18 protein-coding genes are annotated in these 22,420 nt (G+C 72.3%); 9 read left to right on the top strand and 9 right to left on the bottom strand.

The features are described 5' to 3' along the window. Positions 1-80 precede the first annotated feature (80 nt). The 4 genes from ORI94_RS02940 to ybaK all read left to right on the top strand — a co-directional run bounded on the left by ORI94_RS02940 (position 81) and on the right by ybaK (position 4,379). Positions 81-1,658, top strand: coding sequence for an oxidoreductase (locus ORI94_RS02940; RefSeq protein ID WP_266072103.1), 1,578 nt, complete (start codon positions 81-83; stop codon positions 1,656-1,658). A gap of 322 nt (positions 1,659-1,980) precedes the next feature. Then, positions 1,981-3,042, top strand: coding sequence for a hypothetical protein (locus tag ORI94_RS02935; protein WP_266072102.1), 1,062 nt, complete (start codon positions 1,981-1,983; stop codon positions 3,040-3,042). Positions 3,043-3,053: 11 nt separating this feature from the next. After that, positions 3,054-3,794, top strand: a complete 741-nt coding sequence (locus tag ORI94_RS02930; protein WP_266072101.1) for an LON peptidase substrate-binding domain-containing protein — start codon at positions 3,054-3,056, stop codon at positions 3,792-3,794. Between the two features lie 81 nt (positions 3,795-3,875). Beyond that, on the top strand, positions 3,876-4,379 hold the full coding sequence (gene ybaK / locus ORI94_RS02925; protein WP_266072100.1) for a Cys-tRNA(Pro) deacylase: 504 nt from the start codon (positions 3,876-3,878) through the stop codon (positions 4,377-4,379). Between the two features lie 583 nt (positions 4,380-4,962). Here the strand turns inward: ybaK and ORI94_RS02920 are convergent. From ORI94_RS02920 to dnaE, 5 genes are all read right to left on the bottom strand, one after another. Continuing rightward, positions 4,963-5,706 carry an AAA family ATPase gene (locus tag ORI94_RS02920; protein WP_266072099.1) on the bottom strand — a complete coding sequence of 248 codons (744 nt, stop codon included), beginning with the start codon at positions 5,704-5,706 and terminating at the stop codon, positions 4,963-4,965. A 69-nt stretch (positions 5,707-5,775) separates the two neighbouring features. After that, positions 5,776-6,597, bottom strand: coding sequence for an ABC transporter permease (locus tag ORI94_RS02915; protein ID WP_266072098.1), 822 nt, complete (start codon positions 6,595-6,597; stop codon positions 5,776-5,778). Between the two features lie 101 nt (positions 6,598-6,698). Next, the gene (locus ORI94_RS02910; RefSeq protein WP_266072533.1) at positions 6,699-7,673 is read right to left on the bottom strand and encodes an ABC transporter ATP-binding protein; all 975 of its coding nucleotides are present in this window, start codon (positions 7,671-7,673) and stop codon (positions 6,699-6,701) included. A 158-nt stretch (positions 7,674-7,831) separates the two neighbouring features. Beyond that, the gene (locus ORI94_RS02905; RefSeq protein ID WP_266072097.1) at positions 7,832-9,046 is read right to left on the bottom strand and encodes an NYN domain-containing protein; all 1,215 of its coding nucleotides are present in this window, start codon (positions 9,044-9,046) and stop codon (positions 7,832-7,834) included. Between the two features lie 492 nt (positions 9,047-9,538). After that, positions 9,539-13,078, bottom strand: coding sequence for a DNA polymerase III subunit alpha (gene dnaE / locus ORI94_RS02900; protein ID WP_266072096.1), 3,540 nt, complete (start codon positions 13,076-13,078; stop codon positions 9,539-9,541). A gap of 216 nt (positions 13,079-13,294) precedes the next feature. On the opposite strand from dnaE, the gene ORI94_RS02895 reads away from it, so the two are divergent. From ORI94_RS02895 to ORI94_RS02880, 4 genes are all read left to right on the top strand, one after another. Further along, positions 13,295-14,644, top strand: a complete 1,350-nt coding sequence (locus ORI94_RS02895) for a DUF2252 domain-containing protein (protein ID WP_266072095.1) — start codon at positions 13,295-13,297, stop codon at positions 14,642-14,644. 113 nt (positions 14,645-14,757) lie between these two features. Further along, complete coding sequence (locus ORI94_RS02890) at positions 14,758-15,459, top strand: hypothetical protein (RefSeq protein WP_266072094.1); 702 nt, start codon at positions 14,758-14,760, stop codon at positions 15,457-15,459. A gap of 112 nt (positions 15,460-15,571) precedes the next feature. Next, positions 15,572-16,384: a thioredoxin domain-containing protein gene (locus ORI94_RS02885; protein WP_266072093.1), complete on the top strand. Its 813-nt coding sequence runs from the start codon at positions 15,572-15,574 to the stop codon at positions 16,382-16,384. Between the two features lie 123 nt (positions 16,385-16,507). After that, positions 16,508-18,220, top strand: a complete 1,713-nt coding sequence (locus ORI94_RS02880; protein ID WP_266072092.1) for an alkaline phosphatase D family protein — start codon at positions 16,508-16,510, stop codon at positions 18,218-18,220. A 19-nt stretch (positions 18,221-18,239) separates the two neighbouring features. Here the strand turns inward: ORI94_RS02880 and ORI94_RS02875 are convergent, their stop codons facing one another. Next, complete coding sequence (locus ORI94_RS02875; RefSeq protein WP_266072091.1) at positions 18,240-18,818, bottom strand: dienelactone hydrolase family protein; 579 nt, start codon at positions 18,816-18,818, stop codon at positions 18,240-18,242. Positions 18,819-18,957: 139 nt separating this feature from the next. On the opposite strand from ORI94_RS02875, the gene ORI94_RS02870 reads away from it, so the two are divergent. Further along, positions 18,958-20,133: a mechanosensitive ion channel family protein gene (locus tag ORI94_RS02870; protein ID WP_266072090.1), complete on the top strand. Its 1,176-nt coding sequence runs from the start codon at positions 18,958-18,960 to the stop codon at positions 20,131-20,133. A 7-nt stretch (positions 20,134-20,140) separates the two neighbouring features. Here ORI94_RS02870 and ORI94_RS02865 read toward each other — a convergent pair whose 3' ends face one another. From ORI94_RS02865 to ORI94_RS02855, 3 genes are all read right to left on the bottom strand, one after another. After that, positions 20,141-20,887, bottom strand: a complete 747-nt coding sequence (locus ORI94_RS02865) for an SDR family NAD(P)-dependent oxidoreductase (RefSeq protein WP_266072089.1) — start codon at positions 20,885-20,887, stop codon at positions 20,141-20,143. A 115-nt stretch (positions 20,888-21,002) separates the two neighbouring features. Beyond that, complete coding sequence (locus tag ORI94_RS02860) at positions 21,003-21,470, bottom strand: GNAT family N-acetyltransferase (protein WP_266072088.1); 468 nt, start codon at positions 21,468-21,470, stop codon at positions 21,003-21,005. Further along, positions 21,467-22,411, bottom strand: coding sequence for an RluA family pseudouridine synthase (locus ORI94_RS02855; RefSeq protein WP_266072087.1), 945 nt, complete (start codon positions 22,409-22,411; stop codon positions 21,467-21,469). The genes ORI94_RS02860 and ORI94_RS02855 overlap by 4 nt, the downstream gene beginning before the upstream one ends. Positions 22,412-22,420: the final 9 nt, after the last annotated feature.

The raw sequence follows: 22,420 nt of genomic DNA, 5'->3' as shown, positions 1-22,420 counted from the left end.
CCAGTGGGCATGAACCGTTGTACGCATACGAGTTGTACGAAATGACGAACCCACGAGTACCTGGGGAGGGAGGGAGGACCGTGACCGAAGAGGAGGGACGACGTGCAGGCGAGGTCCCGGACGACCTGACGGCGGCGGAGGCCGGCATGTGGCAGGCCTTCCGCAACGGCAGCGTGTACGACCTGAGCAGCGGGGACGCCGCCGTCGACGATCCGCACGGAGGGCATCCGTGGGGGCCCGAGCGGACGGTCCGGGCCCGTATCGTGTGCTGGCTCCTGCTGGACGGCCCGCCGGCCCTGGCCGGCCGGGTCTCCTCGCTGAAGCTGGTCGGGGTGCTGATCAGCGGTGTGCTGGACCTCGCGGGCGGCACGGTGGCGCCGTACGTGGAGATGCGCGACTGCCGTTTCGAACGGGACGTGCTGCTGCCGGAGGCCCGCTTCACGACGGTGCGGATGGTGGACTGCTCGGTGCCGCGGCTGGAGGCGGCCCGGCTGCAGACCGAGGGCGATCTGCATCTGCCCCGCTGCCGGTTCCTGGGAGGCATACGGCTGACCGACGCCCGGATCGGTACGGATCTGCTGCTCAACCAGGCGGTCGTGCACCGCGACCGCAACGGCCGGTCGATCGCCGCGGACGGTATGACCGTCGGCCAGGACCTCCAGGCGGAACTGCTGGAGTCGCACGGTGAGCTGAGCCTGCGCAGCGCGACGGTGGGCGTCTCGGTGAATCTGCGCGGGGCCCGGCTGCTGAACCCGTCCGCCCGGCTCGCGCTGAACGCGCCGCAGCTGACCGTCGAGCGGTCGCTGTACCTGACGCCGGCCGGGGTCGGCGCGCAGGCGCGCAGCGGGATGACACCGGCGCGCGGGACGCGGATCCAGCGGTTCGAGTGCAAGGGCGGGGTGCGGCTGGACGACGGGCGGTTCGGGGACGCGGTCGACTTCGAGCAGGCCCGGTTCACCCTGACCGACGACCAGGAGCTGTCGCTGCGCCGGGTGCAGACACCGGAACTGCGGTTCCTCGGGGAGCGGCCGGCCCGCGGAAGAGTGACGCTGTCGGGGGCGCGGGTGGTCAACCTGATCGACCGGGCGGACAGCTGGCCGGGCCCCGGCCGGCTGCACATGGGCGGCTTCGTCTACGAGAACCTCGTGCCGCGCGGGCCGTTCCCGCTGGCCCGGCGGCTGGAGTGGGTGGCCGCGGCGAGCGCCGAGTACACCCCGGAGCCGTACGAGCGGCTGGCCGCCGTACTGCGGGCGGGCGGTGAGGACGAGGAGGCCCGCGAGGTGCTGCTCGCCAAGCAGCGCCACCGCCGCGAGAGCCTGCCCCTGGCGGCCAAGCTGTGGGGTTACGCGCAGGACTTGACGGTCGCCTACGGCTACCGGCCGGGGCGGGCCGCGGTGTGGATGGCGGTGCTGTGGGCGGGCGGTTCGCTGGCGTTCGCGCACGCGCACCATCCACAGGTCAAGAGCGACGGGCATCCCGTGTGGAACCCGCCCCTCTTCGCCCTTGACCTGCTGCTGCCGGTGATCGACCTGGGCCAGGCGGGGTTCTGGCAGCTGCGCGGCGGCTGGCAGTGGCTCGCGACCGCTCTGATCCTGCTCGGCTGGGTCCTCGCCACGACGGTGGCGGCGGGGGCGACCCGGACCCTGCGCCGCGGCTGACGGACCCACCGGGCCCCGTGCTGCCCCACGGACCCCGGCAGGCGGCACGGCCGGACCCGGCCGGTCCCCACCCCGGCACACCACCGGGCCCGCCCCGGCCGGATCCCGAAGCGGGCCCCTGCCCCCGGCCCGTGCCCCGGCCGGCCTCTGCCAGGCCTCTCTCAGACCTCTCTCAGGCCTCTGTCAGGCATGCGACCAGCCGTTCGGCCTGCTGCAGCCCCCCGGCCACCCTTCCCTTTTTTACCCGGCCTTGACCGGGTGGCGTACAACCTTCCGTCACTTCCGTGAAGGGTCTGGCGTCGCTGTGACCTGCGGTCTTTCAATGGTCGACACCATGGCTCTGCTGCAGGCGTTCACCCGCGCGACCCGGGTGCGAGAAAAGACGGGCACCGCCCGGCCCGTCGCTCTCGTGCTGCCCCCGGACACCGAGGTACTGCTCGACGCCCCCGACGAGGTGCTGGGGCCGGTCCTGGTCGGGGTCGCGGGCGGCGACCCCGCGTCCGCCGCCGGCCTGCTCGCCGCCACCCGGCACCGCGGGGCGTGGGAGCTCCGCGACCGGTACGTGCGAAAGCTGGCCTTCTTCGCCCGCTCGCGCCCCGAATGGCTGGACACCTGGCGCGCCCTCGACCCGCTCAGCCCCGACGGACTGCTCGTGGAGGCCCAGCGGGCGGTGCACCGCGCCTGGGACTCACCGGTGCGTGTCGAACTGCTGCGCGAGGTGAGCCCGTTGATCACGGCCGCCGCGCGGGCCGACCACCGCGACCCGGTGCCGTGGCGGCTCGCCCTGGACCACGCCCGCGGCGCCCGTGCCGGGCACCGGTACTTCCAGGAGCTGTGGGAGGCCGCGGTCCGCCGGGCCCCGCACCACCACGGCTGTCATGTGGCGGCGCTGCGCTATCTGTCGTCCTCCTGGCAGGGCGCACACCTCGTGTGCTTCGACTTCGCCGACCAGGCCGCGCAGGACGCGCCGGACGGCTCGCTCACGCAGGCCCTGCCGCTGCGGGCGGCCTTCGGGTACCTCACCGACGGCGGCGGCCCCGCGGTGCCACGCGAACGGCTCGACGCGGCGGCCGACCGCGCTCTGGCCCTGTCCGCCCGGCTTCCGGCAGCCCACCCCCGGCCGGCCGGCCTGCGCAACCTGCTGGCATACGTCCTGCTGCGCCTGGAGCGCGGGCCGGACGCCCTGGAGCAGCTGCGGCTCACCGGCCCGTACGCCACCTCCACCCCCTGGGACCGGGAAGCGGAGGATCCTCTCGGCCGGTTCCTGGAGGTGCGCCAAAGCCTGTCCGAGGCGGTGGCCGCCGGCCCCGCCGGGGCCTCTTCGGCGGGCTCCTGGCATCCACGGAGTGAACGGGGCCGCCGGGCCCGGTTCGGCGACCATTAGGCTTTTGCGTCGTGACCACCGCCCGGCTCCCGCTCTTCCCCCTGAACTCGGTGCTGTTCCCCGGGCTCGTGCTTCCGCTGAACATCTTCGAGGAGCGTTATCGCGCCATGATGCGCGAGCTTCTGAAGAAACCGGAGGACGGGCCGCGCCGGTTCGCCGTCGTGACGATCCGCGACGGCCACGAGGTCGCCCCGAGCGCCCCCGGCCTGCCGGACCCTACGGCCGTGCCCGAGCAGGGTCCCGCGGCGGGTTTCGGCACCGACCCGCTCCGGTCCTTCCACAAGGTGGGCTGCGTGGCCGACGCGGCGACGATCCGGGAGCGGGCCGACGGCACCTTCGAGGTACTGGCGACCGGGACGACACGGGCACGGCTGCTGTCGGTCGATGCCTCCGGTCCGTTCCTGACGGCCGAGCTGGAGCCGGTGCTCGAGGCGCCCGGCGAAGAGGCGGGGACGCTCGCCGAAGGGGTGCTGCGGGCCTTCCGCCAGTACCAGAAGCGGCTGGCGGGGGCGCGGGAGCGGTCGCTGGCGACCGGCGCGGAACTGCCGGACGAACCGGGGGTGGTGTCCTACCTGGTCGCCGCCGCGATGATGCTCGACACGCCGACGAAGCAACGTCTGCTCCAGGCACCGGACACGGCCTCCCGGCTCCGCGACGAGCTGGAACTCCTTCGCACGGAGACGGCCATCATCCGTAACCTGCCGTCCCTGCCGGCGGTGGAGCTGACCCGCGGGCCGACGCACCTCAACTGACGTACGGCCGTACGGCTTTCCGGAACGGGACGGGAACCGGACGGAAACAGGACCGAGCGAAGAGGCGGGAACAGGGCCGGGATGGCGAAGAAGCCGAGGAAACAGCAGCAGTCGGGCGGCACGCCCGCGACGGTGGCACTCACCGCGGCCGGGGTGCCGTTCACGGTCCACTCCTACGACCACGACCCCTCCCACGCGTCGTACGGCGAGGAGGCGGCCGAGGCGATGGGCGTCTCCCCCGAGCGGGTCTTCAAGACGCTGGTGGCGGACGTCGACGGCGTGCTGACGGTGGCGGTGGTCCCGGTGGCGGGCCAGCTGGACCTGAAAGGCCTGGCGGCGGCGGTCGGCGGCAAACGGGCCGCGATGGCCGACCCCGCCCTCGCGGAACGCACCACGGGCTATGTCCGGGGCGGCATCTCACCCCTCGGCCAGCGCAGGAAGCTGCGTACGGTGCTGGACGACTCGACCGGCCTGCACGAGACGATCTGCGTGTCGGCCGGCCGCCGCGGCCTGGAGGTCGAGCTCTCCCCCACCGATCTGGCCGGACTGACCTCAGCGGTACTCGCCCCCATCGGGCGTGCCTGACCGTTCCTCCGGACCGGGCAGGAGTAAGTCCGCTCAGCCGCACGCCCCGAACCGCCCTGGCCGCTCCCCCACCGCGCACGGGGCGTGGGGAGGCACCCCACAAAGGCCCCCCGGCGTACTCGGGGCCCCGTGGCGGCGCCGCCACGCGCCCTGTGCGCGGTCCGGGCCAGGGTGGCCGACCGCCTGCGCGACCCGGCCACGTGAGTACGGCCGGAGGTGACGGGGAGGCCCTGAACCACCACTCCGGTGGGGCGGGGGGCCCGCTCGCCGACGCCCAGCCCGGGGTCCCGGATCACACGATCACGTTGACCCGGACGGCCCACGACGCCGCAAACCCGGAGGCCCGCAAACCCGGAAGCCGCCCCTCACACGATCGGGTCCGACCGCCCTCGTGCACGCTCCCCGGCAGCAGCTGACAGTCCCCGGACGGGCCCCGGCTTCTTCGGTGGCCCGGAAGAGGCCTGTGGAAGAGAACACGCGAACGCAGGGGGCGGACCAGGAAGGACCGCGCGAACCCCGGCAGGCGCCCGGCCCGACACCGCGACCGGGCCGTAGGGCCTGCCGCCGGGCAGGCGGGCAGGCCCTACGCCTTCGGGGATCCGTCGTGCGGCGGCTGCGGGACGTACGGGTCGGCCGGTGGGCAGGGGCCGGGGTCGCGGGGGCCGAACAGCGCGATCAGGCCCAGATGGACGACCAGCCCGGCGAACGGCCAGGCCAGCAGCGCCCCCTTGGCGCTCAGCTTCAGCGGCGCGTCGAACGTCACGCCCTTGCCCACGTCCCTCGCGTGGGCGACGACGTCCTGCGCGGGCCCGAGCCACACCCCGAGCCGCCACGCGAGCAGCGACCCGAGCAGCCCGCCGACCCCGAGCGCCACCACCAGCGGCACTCCCCCGCTCCGGCGCACGAGGAACACGGCGAGCGCGCTCACCGCGCCGAAGGCCAGCGCGAGCAGTGTGAACGTCCCGTCCACGCCGATGGCCTGCTCGCCCTCGGTGTCCTTGAGGTAGACGACCCAGTTGTCGCCCGCGAGGTCGCCCACCAGCGGGACGCGCGGCGCCAGCCACCACCACAGCACCCCGAGCAGCACCCCGCAGAGTGCCACCGCCACCGTGACGACGGCGGCCTCACCCAGTTCCCTCTTCATGCCGGGGCCGTCCTGTGCGTACCAGCCGTACCACCCTGCCCGGCCCCCGTGCCCGGCGACCGCGTCGTCCGGGACGGCCCCGTCCCCGGAGGTGGCGGCCGGCTGCCCGGCGGACGGCGGCTGCCACCCGCCGTGCGGGGAGTGTTCATGCGGAGGCGGTGGTGGGGTCAGGGGTGCGCTCACCCTGACATCGTGCCAGGCCCGGCTGTGCGGCGTGGCACCGGACAGGAGACCGAAGGATCTCCCGGCGGGTCAGCGGACGGCGGCCCTGCGGTACGCCCAGGTCGCCACGGCCAGCGAGAGCACGCCGACCGCCCCGCACACCGCGAGATCGCCGAGGACCAGCGCCCAGTCGGGATGCGGCGCGAAGGTCCGCGCGAGGGCCTCGACACCGTACGTCGACGGCAGCAGGTCCCGGGCCACACGCACCGCCTCCGGCAGCCGCTCCGCCGGCAGCACGCCGAGCAGCAGCGCCGCCGACATGCCCAGCTGGCCGAGCAGCGTGGCGAACTCGGGCCGCGGCGCGAGCAGTCCCAGGGCGGCCCCCAGCCCGGCGAGCGCGGCACCCGAGAGCGGGATCACCGCGACCAGCACCCACAGATGCGCCATCGGCAGCCCGAACAGCACGCACCCGAAGGCCGCCGTCACCACGGTCCCCGGCACGGTGAACGAGGCGTAGGCACCGGCAGCGCCCAGCACCACCGCGGCCGGCGGCACCGGCAGCGTCGCGTAGTGGTCGAGTCCGCCGCTGGCCCGCAGCTGCCCGAAGTACTGCGCGAGGAGGTTGAGCGCGACGAAGGCGACGACCAGGACGGCCGACCCGGCCACCACCGCCCGCGCCTCGGCGCCGCCGTCCACGACCCCCCGCATCAGGATCATGATCCCGACGGACTGGAAGGTCGCCACGAACAGCAGCGGAATCCGTGCCACCCTCGCCCGGGAGAGCTGTGCCCGGTACACGGCCGCCAGCGACGGCCACAGCCGCGCCCGGGGCCCGAGCACGGCCGGTTCCGGCGCGGTCTCCTCCCCGGCCAGGACCGCGCCCGGCAGGACATCGGCGGGTACGACACTCACGTCGCGCTGCTCCCCTTCGCTCGGAGGTTCGCCCGGATCCACTCCGGCGGTCGTCCTGTTCCGTACGGATACGGCGCCCGGTGTGCTCAGGGGCCCGCCGCTCACGCCTTCACCAGCCCCTGCAGCACGGCACCGCCCAGCGCCAGGTACACGTCCTCCAGACTGGGCGTGGTGAGCGTGAAGTCGTCCAGGGCGGCGAAGGCGGCGCCGCCGGTGACGGTGGCGACGACGGCACGGGCCTCCTCCGGTCCGAGCCGCAGCGTCCAGCGGCGGCCGGACCCGACGGCTCGGTCCTGGAGCGCGGCGACCTCCGGCACGTGCAGCGGGGCCGCCTCGCGCCACACCAGGTCGACCCGGACCTCGCCCGCGACCCGCTCCTTCAGCCCGGACGGGCTGTCGCAGGCGATCACCCGGCCCCGGTCGAGGACGGCGACCCGGTCGAGGACGGTCTCGGCCTCGATGACGTTGTGGGTGACCAGCAGTACGGTGCTGCCCTGCTCGGCCCGGCGCCGGTCGACGGCGGCCCATACGGCGCGCCGCGCCACCGGGTCCATGCCGGCGGTGGGTTCGTCGAGCACCAGCAGGGGCCGCTCGCCGACCAGCGAGGTGGCGAAGCAGGCCAGTCTGCGCTGGCCGCCGGACAGCTTCTTGAGAGGGCGCGCGGCGATCGGGGTGAGCCCGAGCTCGTCGAGGACGTCGTCGCGCTCCACGCACGCCCGTTTCCCGTCGAGGCCGCGCAGCCGCGCGGTGGTCTCGACGGCGAGGGACACGGTCAGCTCGTCGAGGGCGGTGGACTCCTGCCCGAGGTAGGCGAGGATCCGCGCGGCCCGCTCGGGGTGGCGCACGATGTCGTGGCCGAGGATCCGGACGCTGCCGCGGTCGGGCCGCATCAGCCCGGTGATCTGGCGGACGAGGGTGGACTTGCCGGCACCGTTCGGCCCGAGCAGCCCGAAGATCTCGCCGCGCCGGACGTCGAGGGCGACGTCGTCGGTGGCCCGGACCTCGGGGGTCGCCGGCACGCCGCGGCGTCCGCGGGCCGCCGGATAGGTCTTGGTCAGCCCGCGCACCGCGCACACGACGTCATCATCGTGCCGGAATGCCTGTACCGCGCGCGTACTCACAAGGCACGAGCCTACGGGGTCCGCGCCCCCGCTTCGCTCCCGGGTCGACCGGCCGCCCCGCGTCCCCCGGCAGGACGGCGAACCCGCCGCACGGCACCTGTCCGGGTGCCGGGTCACTCCCCGGCCGGGGCGCGTTCCGTCCCCGTGCGTACGTCCAGCTCGCGCCAGAAGCCCGCGCGGATGGCGTACCGGTCGCGTTCGTCGATCTGGTCGTCCTTGTGGGCGAGCAGGCCGAAGCGGGCGGCGTAGCGCAGCAGCTCGCCGTCGACGCGGTGCGGGATGCGGGGGTACATGTTGGACAGCTTCTGGATGCCGTCCGCCTCCCCCAGCCGCTCCACCCAGCGGCGGGCGAAGACCTGCCCCACCTCGAAGGGGTCTCCGCCGACCGTGGTGATGTCCTCCTCGCGGTCGGCCCACCGCTGCTCCGCCGTGGTCAGCTGGGCGAGCGTCGGCATCGAGGCGGCCTCGGGGGGCTCGGCGACGGGCCGGTCGACCCAGCCCTTGTCGGACGACCAGCGCAGGGTGGCGGACTGCGGCGGGTGGGGATGGGGATGCGCGGCCCCGGGGCCGCGCAGGGCCGCCAGGTCCTTGGGGGTGGGCACACCCTTGGCGGCGGGGGCCCGGTCGCCGGTGCCGTTGTGCCCGGTACCGGCCGGGTGCGGCGGCTCGTGCGCGTCCGGCTCCTCCTCCGGGGCGTGCGCGGACTCCGGCAGGGGGGCGGAGAGGATGGCGGCGATCTCGGGACGGGCCGTGGGGGGCGGGGCGCACACCCCGGAGTGGTCCTTGGCCCGCACCGCCCGGGTGATCCAGGAACGGTCCAGCACCCGGCGTTCGTCGGCCTCGGCGACCAGGTCCTCGGACTGGTTGTAGTCGCCGTCGGCGGCCTGGACGGCCCACAGGTGGACGGCGACGCCGTGCTCCTTCGCCGCCATCATTCCGGGCAGCAGATCACCGTCGCCGGTGACCAGGACGATGTCGGAGCAGGCGCGGTTGCGGGCCAGTTCGGTCAACTCGGCGTGCATGGCGGCGTCGACGCCCTTCTGCGCCCAGCGCCCGTCGCTGCGGGTCAGGGCGCCCAGCCGGACGGTGACCCTGGGCATCACCCGCAGCCGGCGGTGGTCGGGCTGCGGCACCCGGTCGGGGGCGCCGTCGAACCAGTAGATGCGCAGCAGGGGCCGGCTCGTGTCGGACTCGGCGCGTTCGCGCAGCCCTTGGACGAGGGCGGCGTGATCGACGGTGATCCGGGACCGCGAGGGCTCCCCGGCGAGGAGACTGGCGGCGGCCCCCAGCAGATACCCGGCGTCCACCAGGACGATGCAGCGGTCCACGCGTTCCACCCTCTTTCCGGGAGGTTTGCTTCGGGCTTGCTTCGAGTCTGCCCGACCGCGCCGGGGTTAACGGCCCGAACTCGATCTTCGGCGTGGCGTTTCCACACTTCCTTCGCCGACCCACCCTGTCACACACGGTAATTGTCCGACATGCGGAGGGGGTTCCGCCATGTGAGTCTGATCCCGGTCCTGGCACCTAGCTCCCCTCAGGAGGCATCACCATGGCCAAGAACAAGAACCGCGAACGGAAGCAGCCGCAGACCGCACGCGCCCAGCAGACGGTGCGGCATCCCTCCGCCGAGCCGCAGACCGAGCAGATCTCTCCCGGAGATGTCGCCCGCAAGGGCAGGGAACCGGGTTCGGCCCCCACCGCCCGCCGGCGGGGCGGGCTCTTGAGACCCGGCACACGGCATATGCACAGGGGTGTGCCCGTCACCGGGCACACCCCTCTCGGCCGTCGGTTTTGGCCGGACGGGCCGGGCCGGACCGGCTCTAGCCCGCCAGGCAGGACGGGCCGAGGAGGACCTTGAGGTCGCCGAACAGGGCGGGGTCCGGCTTCACCCGGTGGCGGTCCAGACGCAGCACCGTCGTCTTCGTGGGTCCCTGGAGCCTGATGCGGACCTCGCTGTCGCCCTTGTGGTGGCCGAGGATCTCTCCGAGGCGGCTGACCATCGGCGGGGTGACCCTGGTCGCCGGGATGGTGAGCACGACGGGCGCGTTGGTGCCCGCGTTGGACAGGTCGGGCACCTGGAGCTCCATGGCGACCAGGCGCGGCACGTCCTCACGCTTGTCGAGCCGCCCCTTGACGAACACCACGGCGTCCTCTACCAGTTGGGTCGAGACGAGCTGGTAGGTCGCGGGGAAGAACATGCACTCGAGGGAACCGGCCAGGTCCTCCACGGTGGCGATCGCCCAGGCGTTGCCCTGCTTGGTCATCTTGCGCTGGAGGCCGGAGATGATGCCGCCGATGGTGACGACCGCGCCGTCGCCGAAGTCGCCGCCGGTGAGCTGGGAGATGCCCGCGTCGGCCTTGTCGGACAGGACGTGCTCCAGCCCGAACAGCGGGTGGTCGGAGACGTAGAGCCCGAGCATCTCCCGTTCCTGCGCGAGCAGGTACGTCTTGTCCCACTCGTCGTCGGCGAAGGTGACGTCGAGGCCGAAGCCGGGCTCGGTGGTCTCCTGCTCGCCCATGCCGCCGAAGAGGTCGAACTGCCCCTCGGCCTCCTTGCGCTTGACCGCGACCACGTTGTCGATCATCGGCTCGTACTGGGCGGTGAGGCCCTTGCGGGTGTGTCCCATGGAGTCGAAGGCGCCCGCCTTGATCAGCGACTCCGTGGTGCGCTTGTTGCAGACGACGGCCTCGACCTTGTCGAGGTAGTCCGGGAAGGAGGCGTACTTCCCCTTGGCCTTGCGGGACTTGATGATCGACTCGACGACGTTGGTGCCGACGTTGCGGACCGCGGACAGGCCGAAGAGGATCACGTCGTCGCCCTGTGCGGCGAAGTTCGACTCGGACTCGTTGACGTCCGGCGGGAGCACCTTGATGCCCATGCGGCGGCACTCGTTGAGGTAGACGGCCGACTTGTCCTTGTCGTCCTTGACCGAGGTGAGCAGCGCGGCCATGTACTCGGCCGGGTAGTTCGCCTTCAGGTACCCGGTCCAGTACGACACGAGTCCGTACGCGGCGGAGTGGGCCTTGTTGAACGCGTAGCCGGCGAAGGGGACCAGCACGTCCCACAGGGCCTGGATCGCCTCGTCGCTGTAGCCGTTCTTGCGGGCGCCCTCCTGGAAGAGGACGAAGTTCTTCGCCAGTTCCTCGGGCTTCTTCTTGCCCATCACGCGGCGCAGGATGTCGGCCTCGCCCAGCGAGTAGCCGGCGATGATCTGGGCGGCCTTCTGCACCTGCTCCTGGTAGACGATCAGGCCGTAGGTGACCGACAGCACCTCCTGGAGCGGCTCCTCCAGTTCCTTGTGGATCGGGGTGATCTCCTGGCGGCCGTTCTTGCGCTCCGCGTAGTTGATGTGCGAGTTCATGCCCATCGGGCCCGGCCGGTAGAGGGCCGAGACGGCGGAGATGTCCTCGAAGTTGTCGGGCTGCATCTGGCGGAGCAGCGAGCGCATCGGGCCGCCGTCGAACTGGAAGACGCCGAGGGTGTCGCCGCGGCAGAGCAGTTCGAAGGTCTTGGGGTCGTCCAGCGGGAGGGCGAGCATCTCCAGGTCGATGCCCTTGTTGGCCTTCACCATCTTGATGGCGTCGTCCATGATCGTGAGGTTGCGCAGGCCCAGGAAGTCCATCTTCAGGAGGCCGAGCGACTCGCACTGGGGGTAGTCCCACTGTGTGATGGTCACGCCGTCGGTGTGCCGCACCCAGATCGGGGCGTGGTCGACGATGGGTTCGCTGGACATGATCACGCCGGCCGCGTGCACGCCCATCTGCCTCACGAGGCCCTCGACGCCCTTGGCGGTGTCGATGACCTTCTTCACGTCCGGCTCGTTCTCGTACATCGCGCGGATCTCGCCGGCCTCGTTGTAGCGCGGGTGCGAGGGGTTGGTGATGCCGTCGAGGTCGATGCCCTTGCCGAGGACGTCGGCGGGCATGGCCTTGGTGAGCCGGTCGCCCATGGCGTACGGGTAGCCCAGCACGCGCGCGGAGTCCTTGATGGCGTTCTTCGCCTTGATCTTGCCGTAGGTGCCGATCATGGCGACCTTGTCGGCGCCGTACTTCTCGGTGACGTACCGGATCACCTCGACGCGCCTGCGCTCGTCGAAGTCGATGTCGACGTCGGGCATGGAGACGCGCTCGGGGTTGAGGAACCGCTCGAAGATCAGACCGTGCGGGATCGGGTCGAGGTCGGTGATGCCCATCGCGTACGCGACGATCGAGCCGGCCGCGGAGCCCCGGCCGGGGCCGACCGCGATGCCCTGCTTCTTGGCCCACATGATGAAGTCGGCGACGACGAGGAAGTACCCGGGGAAGCCCATCGAGATGATGGTGTCCATCTCGTACTCGACCTGCTTCATGCGGTCGTCCGGGATGCCGTCCGGGAAGCGGCGGTGCATGCCGCGCATGGTCTCCTCACGGAACCAGCTGACCTCGGTGTACCCCTCGGGGATGTCGAACCTGGGCATGAGGTCGCGCTTCTCGAACATGCCCGTGGTGTCGACCATCTCGGCGATCAGCCTGGTGTTGGCACAGCCCTGCTGCCAGGCGTCGGAGGAGTCGATGGCGTACATCTCGTCGGTGGACTTGAGGTAGTAGCCGGTGCCGTCGAACCGGAAACGGTCGGGGTCGGAGAGGTTCTTGCCGGTCTGGATGCACAGCAGCGCGTCGTGCGCGGTCGCCTCGTTCGCGTACGTGTAGTGCGAGTCGTTGGTGACCAGGGGCGGGATGCCGAGCTTCCTGCCGATCTCCAGCAGGCCGTCGCGGACCCGGTGCTCGATCTCGATGCCGTGGTCCATCAGCTCCAGGAAGTACCGGTCCTTGCCGAAGATGTCCTGGTAGTCGGCGGCCGCCTTGAGTGCCTCGTCGAAGTGGCCGAGGCGCAGCCGGGTCTGGACCTCGCCGGAGGGGCAGCCGGTGGAGGCGACCAGCCCGGTGGACCACTGGGCGATGGTCTCCTTGTCCATCCGCGGCCACTTCTGCAGCCAGCCCTCGGCGTACGCGTCGGAGGAGAGCCGGAAGAGGTTGTGCAGGCCCGTTCGGTCGACCGCCCAGATCGTCTTGTGGGTGTAACCGCCGGAACCGGAGACGTCGTCCCGCTTCTGGTGCGGCTGGCCCCACTGGATCTTGCGCTTGGTGCGCCGCGACTCGGGCGCGACATAGGCCTCGATCCCGATGATCGGGGTGACCCCCGCCTTCTGCGCGCTGTGGAAGAAGTCGTACGCGCCGTGCAGGTTGCCGTGGTCGGACATGGCGATGTGGCTCATGCCCATCTCGTTGCAGGCGTTGAACATGTCCTTGAGCCGCGCGGCACCGTCCAGCAGCGAGTACTGGGTGTGGACGTGCAGGTGCGTGAACGGCGTCTTCGACACGGTTCGGCCTCCAGGGAGAACGCTCGGCGACGGGCTTCGGACCGCCTGCCGACGGTCCGGGGACAACGTCGAAGTCTATGCCCCGGCACTGACACCCGAGGGCTCCCCGGACGTACCTTCGGGCACGTGGCGCGGGCACTCCGGTGACGCGCCGCGCGTTGGACGGAGGGCGGATCGGCCGTCCCCGGAACATCCCGTACCAGGAGGCACCCAGCGATGTCGGTCCCGCAGCTCGACGACGAGCACCGCGGCGAGGAGATCCTCGCCGTTCTCGACACCGCCTTCGGCGAGCTCCTGGCCGCCGACCCTGCCGCCTTCCGCGTGAAGTTCCGGAAGATGGCGGCCTCGGCGTTCGCGTTCTACCGGGGCACGGCGTGCCTCTTCTACCACGATCTGGACGCCGGGAACGCCGGGCGGGACGGCGGGGGGACGTACAGCGGCCCCTACCTGGACGAGCGGACGTCCCGGGTGTGGATCCACGGCGATCTGCACGCGGAGAACTTCGGCACGTACATGGACTCCAACGGCCGTCTGGTCTTCAACGTCAACGACTTCGACGAGGCCTACGTCGGCCCCTTCATCTGGGACCTCAAGCGTTTCGCCGCCTCCATGGCACTGATCGGCTACGCGAAGGCGCTCAGCGACGAGCAGATCACCGGGCTGGTGCGGATCTACACGGCCGCGTACCGGGAGCGGATCCACGCGCTGGCGACCGGCGCGAAGAGCGAGGAGGTGCCGCCGTTCACCCTGGACACCGCGCAGGGCCCGCTGCTCGACGCGCTGCGCGACGCCCGCTCGCTGACCCGGTTCGGGCTGCTGGACTCGATGACCGTCATCCGTGACTTCGAGCGCCGCTTCGCCTCCGGCGGCGGTGCGGTCGAGCTCGACGCCGCCACCCGCTACAAGGTCCTCGCCGCCTTCGACGGCTACCTGGAGACGCTGCCGGACGCCTCGCTGGCCCGTCCCGACTCCTACCGGGTGAAGGACGTCGTGGGCCGCCGGGGCATCGGCATCGGCTCGGCCGGCCTGCCGTCGTACAACATCCTGCTGGAGGGGCACAGCGACGCCCTCGAGAACGACGTGGTGATCTACATCAAGCAGGCGCAGCACCCGGCCGTCTCGCGGCACATCACCGACCCGGGGGTCCGGGACTACTTCCGGCACGAGGGCCACCGCACGGTGATCTCCCAGCGCGCCCTGCAGGCGCACGCGGACCCGTGGCTGGGCTGGACCGAGCTGGACGGCACGGGGCAGCTGGTCGCGGAGGTCTCGCCGTACGCGGTGGATCTCGACTGGGGCGACATCGACGAGCCCGACGAGATCGCCCAGGTCGTCGCCGACCTCGGCCGGGCCACGGCCACGATGCACGCGGCGGCGGACGACACCTCCGGCGAGTCCCTGGTGCCGTTCTCCACCGAGCGTGCCATCGACGCGGCGATCGCGGCCGACGAGGACGGGCTCGAACCCCTGCTGGTCGACTTCGCGCACAGCTACGGCGCCCGTGCGCGCGGCGACCACCAGATCTTCCTGGACCTGTTCCGCAACGGCGGGATCCCCGGACTGTGACCTTCCCGCCGCCCGGGGGACCCCCGGGTGGGGAGGGCCCCGGCGGGGAAATCCCGCCAACCGGAACCCTTTAGGGATCCCTTACCGGAGCGCATGACAGACTCGGCCCCACCATGGACATATCCGGAACCCCGCTCAGAGCCGTACGCGCGGCGCTGTTCACGACCGTGGTCGTGGCCCTCAGCACCGCGTCGCACGTGCTGCTGTCCGGGGCTCCCCTGCCGTTGAGCACGGTGGCGGTGATCGGCGTCGCCGTGTTCGTCCTGGCGTACGCGCTCGCGGGCCGGCAGCGCTCCTTCGGACGGATCGCCGCCCTGCTGATCCCCCTGGAGCTGGCCGCCGACACCGTCTTCACCACCGGCCAGCACGTCTGTTACGGCCGGATGGGCGGCCCGGTCGCGGGCCCGCTGCGCTCGGTCGGCTTCGACGTGCTGTGCGGCGACGGCACGGGCGTGGGCACCCCGCTGACACGAGTGGCCGGCACCGCGGCCCACGGGGGCGACCGGTTCGCCGGGGTGCTCGCCCAGGCCGACCCGGCCACCGCGTGGCTGCTGCTCGGCGCGCACATCGGCGTCGGGCTGTTCGCCGCCGCCTGGCTGCACCGCGGCGAGCGGGCGCTGGCTCAGCTGCTGGGCGCGGTGACGGCGACCACGTTCCGGCCGCTTCTGCTCGCGGTCTCCGCCGTGGCCGTGCGCCGCGCCCCGGAGGTCCGCCGGCCGGCCCGCCCGGGCCACCGGACCACCACGGCCGTGGACCGGGTCCTCGTGCACTTCCTGGGACGGCGTGGACCGCCGTGCTCCACCGCCCTCGCCTGAGACGGCTGAGCCCTCCGGCTGAGCCCTTCGGCGTCGGCACCATGCCGAGCACCGGTAGTTCCCCCTACACATCCCGCACACCCTGTGCGCGTCCCCAGTGGAGACCATCATCATGAGCAAGCGGAACAGCCAGGCGGCGAAGACGGCGGCCCGTGAGCGTCTGCGCGTCGAACGCGAGCGCGAGGTCAAGAAGGCCAAGGTCAAGCGTCAGCTGATCGTCGCCGGTTCGGTCGTCGGCGTCCTCGCGATAGCCGCCGGCATCGGCTACGCCGTCGTCCAGGCCAACAAGCCCGGCGCGTGGGAGGCCGCCGCCGACGCGAAGCTCGTCAAGCCGGCCAACACCAGTGGCGAGAACGGCACCACCGTCGTCATCGGCAAGGACACCGCGAAGAAGACCCTGGAGCTGTACGAGGACCCGCGCTGCCCGATCTGCGCCTCGTTCGAGCAGACCGTCGGCGGGACGATCGACAAGGACGTCGCGGACGGCAAGTACAAGGTCCAGTTCATCGGTGCCTCGTTCCTCGACCGCAACCTGACCGGCGAGGGCTCCAGGAACGCCCTGAGCGCCCTGGGCGCCGCGCTGGACGTCGGCCCGGAGGCATTCCTCCACTACAAGGCCGCGCTGTACTCGGCCGAGTTCCACCCCGAGGAGAGCGAGGACAAGTTCAAGGACGACTCCTACCTGATCGAGGTGGCGAACTCCGTCGAGGAGCTGAAGGGCAACAAGGAGTTCCGGACGGCCGTGGAGGGCGGCACCTACGACAGGTGGGCGCTGGAGATGTCCGACAAGTTCGACAGCAGCGACGTCCAGGGCACACCCACGCTGAAGATGGACGGCGAGAAGCTCACCGGTTCCGACGGGCAGAACGCGCCGATGACGGTCGCCGAGTTCACCGCGGCGATCGACAAGGCGCTCAAGGCCTGATCCCCGGATCCAGGAGCGCGCGGCCGGGGTGGGATCACGGCAGGCCGACCGCACGCTGAAGAGCGGGCGAACTTTGGCGGGTTCGCCCGCTCTGGCATGCACCTGTCAGTAGCCTGATCGGCTGTGACCACTCGACACGGATCATCCGAGAGCACCGCACCCGCCCCGGCCGACGCCGCCGCGGCCCCCGCCGGCGCGGACACCGGCGTCCCGTCCCCCCGCCGCCGGTCGGTCGTCAAGGCGGCCGCCGCGAGCGCGGTCCTCGCCGCACCGCTCACCGCCGCGCCGCCCGCCCGCGCCGCCACCGCCGCGGCCCCCGTCTTCCTGCACGGTGTGGCCTCCGGCGACCCGCTGCCGGACGGCGTCCTGCTGTGGACACGCGTGACGCCGACGGCGGAGTCGGTACCCGGCTCGGGAATCGGCCCCGACACCGAGGTCGTCTGGAGCGTCGCCCGGGACAAGGCGTTCACCACCGTCGTCGCGAAGGGCTCGGCCCGCGCCACCGCGGCCACCGACCACACCGTCAAGGCCGACATCCGCGGCCTCGCGCCGGCCACCGACTACTGGTTCCGCTTCTCCGCCGGCGGTACCGACTCCCCCGTCGGCCGCACCCGCACCGCCCCGGCCGCCGACGCCACCGTGACCGGTCTGCGCTTCGGCGTGGTCTCCTGCTCCAACTACGAGGCCGGGCACTTCTCGGCGTACCGCCACCTCGCGGCCCGCGGCGACCTCAACGCCTGGCTGCACCTCGGCGACTACATCTACGAGTACGCCTCCGGCGAGTACGGCACGCGCGGCAGGACCGTCCGCGCGCACGCGCCCGCCCACGAGATCGTCTCCCTCGCCGACTACCGCGTCCGGCACGCCTCGTACAAGACCGACCCCGACCTCCAGGCGCTGCACGCCGAGGCGCCGGTCATCGCGATCTGGGACGACCACGAGATCGCCAACGACACCTGGTCCGGCGGCGCCGAGAACCACACCGAGGGCGAGGAGGGCACCTGGGCCGCACGTCAGGCCGCCGCCAAGCGCGCCTACTTCGAGTGGATGCCGGTACGTCCCGCGATCACCGGTACCACCTACCGGCGGCTGCGCTTCGGCAGGCTCGCCGACCTCTCGCTGCTGGACCTGCGTTCCTTCCGCTCCCAGCAGGTCTCCGTGGGCGACGGAGACGTCGACGACCCGGACCGTACGCTCACCGGCCGCGCCCAGCTCGACTGGCTGAAGTCGGGGCTGTCGGCGTCCGACACCACCTGGCGGCTGGTCGGCACCTCGGTGATGATCTCGCCACTCGCGCTCGGCGCGCTCCCCGCCGGTCTGCTGAAGCCGGTCGCCAAGCTGCTCGGCCTGCCGCAGGAGGGCCTGGCCCTCAACACCGACCAGTGGGACGGCTACACCGACGACCGCCGGGAACTCCTCGCCCATCTGCGGACGAACGCGATCCGCAACACGGTCTTCCTCACCGGCGACATCCACATGGCGTGGGCCAACGACGTGCCGGTGAACGCGGGCACGTACCCGGCCTCCGGCTCGGCGGCCGCCGAGTTCGTCGTGACCTCGGTCACCTCGGACAACCTCGACGACGCCGTCACCGTCCCCGAGGGCACCGTCACCACGATCGCCTCCCCGCTGATCAGGACCACCAACCGGCACGTCCGGTGGGTCGACACCGACCGCCACGGCTACGGCGTGCTGGACATCACGTCCACGCGGGCGCAGATGGACTACTACGTGATCTCCAGCCGCACCGACCCGGCCGCCACCTCCCGGTGGGCGCGCTCCTACCGGACGCTCGACGGCACCCAGCAGGTCGAGCGCGCCGACGGCCCGGTCTGACCTCGGGCGGTTGTCCTCGTCAGTCGTTCTCCAGCGTCCCGAGGAAGCCGAGCGCCACCCGCCAGGTGGCCTCGGAGGCCTCCTCGTCGTGGTCCGGCAGGTCGGGGTCGGTGTAGAGGTGGCCCGCCCCGGCGTACCGGTACACCTCGACGTCGGCTCCGGCGCGGCCCATCTGCAGGTACCAGGCGCTCAGCCAGTCGTCGGTCTCGAACGGATCCGGCTCGGCGACGTGGAGCTGCACCGGCAGGCCGTCCACCGTCGCGTTCGCCGCGATGTCCGAAGTGCCGTGCAGGAGCAGCAGCCCGCGCGCCCTGCCGTCGCCGAGGGCCAGCGTCTGGGCGACGGAGGCACCGAAGGAGAACCCGGCGTACACCAGCCCCCGTTCCGAGTAGGGCGCGGCGGCGAGCACGGCCCGCCTGAGCAACTCGTCCCGGCCGATGGACTCCTGGTGGGCCATGCCCTCCTCGACCGTGTCGAACGTACGGCCCTCGAAGAGGTCGGGCGTCCACACCTCGTGTCCGGCGGCACGCAGCCGGTCCGCGGCCGCGGACACCGCGGGCCGCGGGCCGTAGGTCGAGTGAAACAGCATGATGTTCATGACGCCCATGGTGCCAGCCGGGTACGCCGGCCGGTGTCCGCCGGTGCGCCGGACCGCGGCACGGGCCGTACCGGGCCGTACCCACGACGCAGCGGATGTCACATGTTCACTCCGTCCGAGGGCGGTTAGGTTCGGGGACATGGAAGACGTGCTCCGCCCCTTGGTCGTGTTCGGCGGCTCGGTCGTGCTCACCCTGACGCTCGGCTATGCCACCGACCGACTGCTGCGCAAGGCCGACGCCCGGCACCCCGAGACCCCCATGTGGGGGCTGCTCCGGCGCGGCCGCATCCCCTACCAGCTGCTCATCTGCGCGGCCCTGCTGAGAGGTTCGTTCAGCGAGGCGGAGCTGTTCGAGGGCAACCGGACCACCGTCGAGCGGGTGCTGACGCTGGTGCTGATCGGGTCGGCCGCCTGGCTGGTGATCCGGATCGCGGCGGCCGTCGTCGAGACCTCGTACACCCGGTACGCCAACGTCCACCGTGAACGCGACCCCGCCAGGGTCCGCCGGGTGCGCACCCAGGTGACGCTGATCCGGCGGGTCGTCTCGGCGATCGTCGGAGTGGTGGCGGTGGCCGCGATGCTGCTGACCTTCCCCGCCATGCGCGCGGCCGGTGCCTCACTGCTGGCCTCGGCGGGCATCCTCGGCATCGTCGCCGGTGTCGCCGCCCAGTCCACGCTCAGCAACCTCTTCGCCGGGCTGCAGATCGCCTTCGGCGACATGGTGCGCATCGGCGACACGGTCGTGGTGGACGGCGAGTGGGGCACGGTCGAGGAGATCACCCTGACCTTCCTCACCGTGAACACGTGGGACGAGCGCCGGATCACCATGCCGGTGTCGTACTTCACCTCCAAGCCGTTCGAGAACTGGTCCCGGGACAGCCCGCAGATGACCGGCACGGTCCACTGGCACCTCGACCACCGGGCCCCGCTGGACGCGATGCGCGAGCGACTGCGCGACATCCTGCGCGAGTGCCCGGCCTGGGACGGCCGCGCCTACAACCTGACCGTCACGGACACCACGCCCAGCAGCATGCACGTGCGGGCCCTCGTGACGGCCAAGGACGCGAACGACATCTGGACGGTACGGGTGGAGGTCCGCGAGCAGATGATCCGCTGGCTGGCCGAGCAGCACCCCTACGCCCTGCCCCGGTTCAGCACCGCTCCGGCCGATCCGGCACCGGTCCTCGACAGGAACCACCACTCCCCCGGCGGTGCCGCCGGCATCACCCGCCCTCCCGGTCTGCCCGGCCCCTCCGGCCCTCCGGACGGCGAATCGGCCGCCCGCAGCACCCGGGACACGGCACAGGAGTCCTGACGGCGCCTCAGTGACCGCGTTCGGCGCCGCCGTTGACCTGGATGATCTGCGAGGTGACGTGTGCGGCGCCCGGGGAGGCCAGCCAGTGCAGGGTGGCGGCCACGTCCCCGGGCGTCCCGGCCCGCCCGTCGGCGGTCTCGGCGACCAGCTCCGCCCGCCGTTCCCCGTCGATGCCGTCGCCGAAGAACGCGGTGTCCTCGATGTAACCGGGCGCGACCACGTTCACCGTGATCCCGTGCGGCCCCAGCTTCCGGGCGAGGTCGTGGGCGTACGGATGCAGCCCGGCCTTGGCCGCCGCGTACGCGACCTGTCCGGAGCCCCGGTAGGCGGCGATGGAACTGAGGAACAGCACCCGCCCGCCGGGCTCGGCGAGCCGCTCCCTCAGTGCCTCCGTGAGCAGGACGGCGGTCATCAGGTTGAGCCGGAAGTTGACCGTCCAGTGGCGGGCGAGTGCGTCGAGAGGATCGTCCGCACCGGCCCGGTGCTCGAGCAGACCGTTGCCACCGGCGCTGTGGATCAGCACGTCGACGGCCCCGAACTCCCGGCCGACGTGACCGGCGACACCCCGCACGGCGGCCGGATCGGCGAGGTCGGCGGCGTACACCCCGGCGCCACGCACCTCGGCCGCGGCCCGCTCCAGGACCTCCCTCCGGCGCCCGAGCAGCAGCACCCGGTCCCCGTCGGCGGCGAACACCCGTGCCGCCGCCAGCCCGATCCCCGTACCGCCCCCGCTGATCACCACGTTCCGCGTCATACCCCGACCTTACGAACAGAACGCCGCGCCGCCACACGAACTCACCGCACACCGCGCACATCGAGCCGGCGCGGCACCCGGCCACGGAGCACGTCCGGCTACGGAGCCCCGCCGGTCACAGAGCGCGCCGCATGGCCCGGTGCGGCATCCCCGCGTCCGGGAACTCCGGCCCGTACGCCACGTATCCCAGCCGCTCGTAGAACCCCAGGGCGTGGGTCTGCGCATGCAGGTCGACGGCGGTGAGACCGCGGGCGCGGGCCGCCTCCTCGATGCCCCGCACCAGGGCGGCCCCGACACCGAGCCCCCGCGCCCGACGCGTCACCGCGAGCCGCCCGAGGGACCCGACCGAGGTGTCGCCACCGGTCTTCGCCGCGGCGGCTTCGCCGTGCAGCAGCCGTCCGGTGCCGAGCGCCGAGCCGTCCTCGCCGGCCGCGAGCACGTGCACGGCGCCGGCGTCGTACGCGTCGTACTCCAGGTCCTCGGGCACGCCCTGCTCGGCCACGAAGACCTCCTTGCGCACCGCGAAGCACGCCTGGCGGTCGCCGGGCTCCACCGCCTCGCGGACCGCGTACGGGTGGCTCACGCGTAGGTCTCCTCACGGACCAGGTCGAGCGCCTGGCGCAGGTCCTCGGGGTAGTCGCTGGTGAACTCCGCCCACAGGCCGTCGCCGGGGTGCTCGAAGCCGAGCCGTACGGCGTGCAGCCACTGGCGGGTGAGGCCGAGCCGCTTGGCGAGCGTGGGGTCGGCACCGTAGGTCAGGTCGCCGACGCAGGGGTGCCGGTGGGCGGCCATGTGCACGCGGATCTGGTGGGTGCGGCCGGTCTCCAGCTTGACGTCGAGGAGGGAGGCCGCGCGGAAGGCCTCGACGAGGTCGTAGTGCGTGACGGAGGGCTTGCCCTCGGCGGTGACCGCCCACTTGTAGTCGTGGTTCGGATGCCGCCCGATGGGGGCGTCGATGGTGCCGCTGGTCGGGTCGGGGTGGCCCTGGACCAGGGTGTGGTAGCGCTTGTCGACCGTGCGCTCCTTGAACTGGCGCTTCAGCGACGTGTACGCGTACTCCGACTTGGCGACCACCATGAGACCGGAGGTGCCGACGTCGAGGCGGTGCACGATGCCCTGGCGCTCTGCGGCGCCGGAGGTGGAGATGCGGTACCCGGCGGCGGCGAGACCGCCGATCACGGTCGGTCCGGTCCAGCCCGGCGAGGGGTGGGCGGCGACGCCGACCGGCTTGGCGATCACGACCACGTCGTCGTCGTCGTGCACGATCTCCATGCCCTCGACGGGTTCGGCGACCACCCGCACCGGGGCGGGCGCCTGCGGCATCTCCACCTCGAGCCAGGCGCCCCCGCTCACCCGCTCCGACTTGCCGACCACCGATCCGTCGACCGTGACCTTCCCCGCGGCGGCGAGTTCGGCCGCCTTGGTCCGGGAAAAGCCGAACATGCGGGAGATGGCGGCGTCGACGCGCTCGCCCTCCAGTCCGTCGGGCACGGGCAGGGTTCGGATCTCGGGAATCGTGCTCACCCGTCGAGT

It is taken from the genome of Streptomyces sp. NEAU-W12 (genome assembly GCF_026242095.1).
Classification (GTDB): domain Bacteria; phylum Actinomycetota; class Actinomycetes; order Streptomycetales; family Streptomycetaceae; genus Streptomyces.
This window is presented reverse-complemented; position numbering and strand designations above follow the sequence as displayed.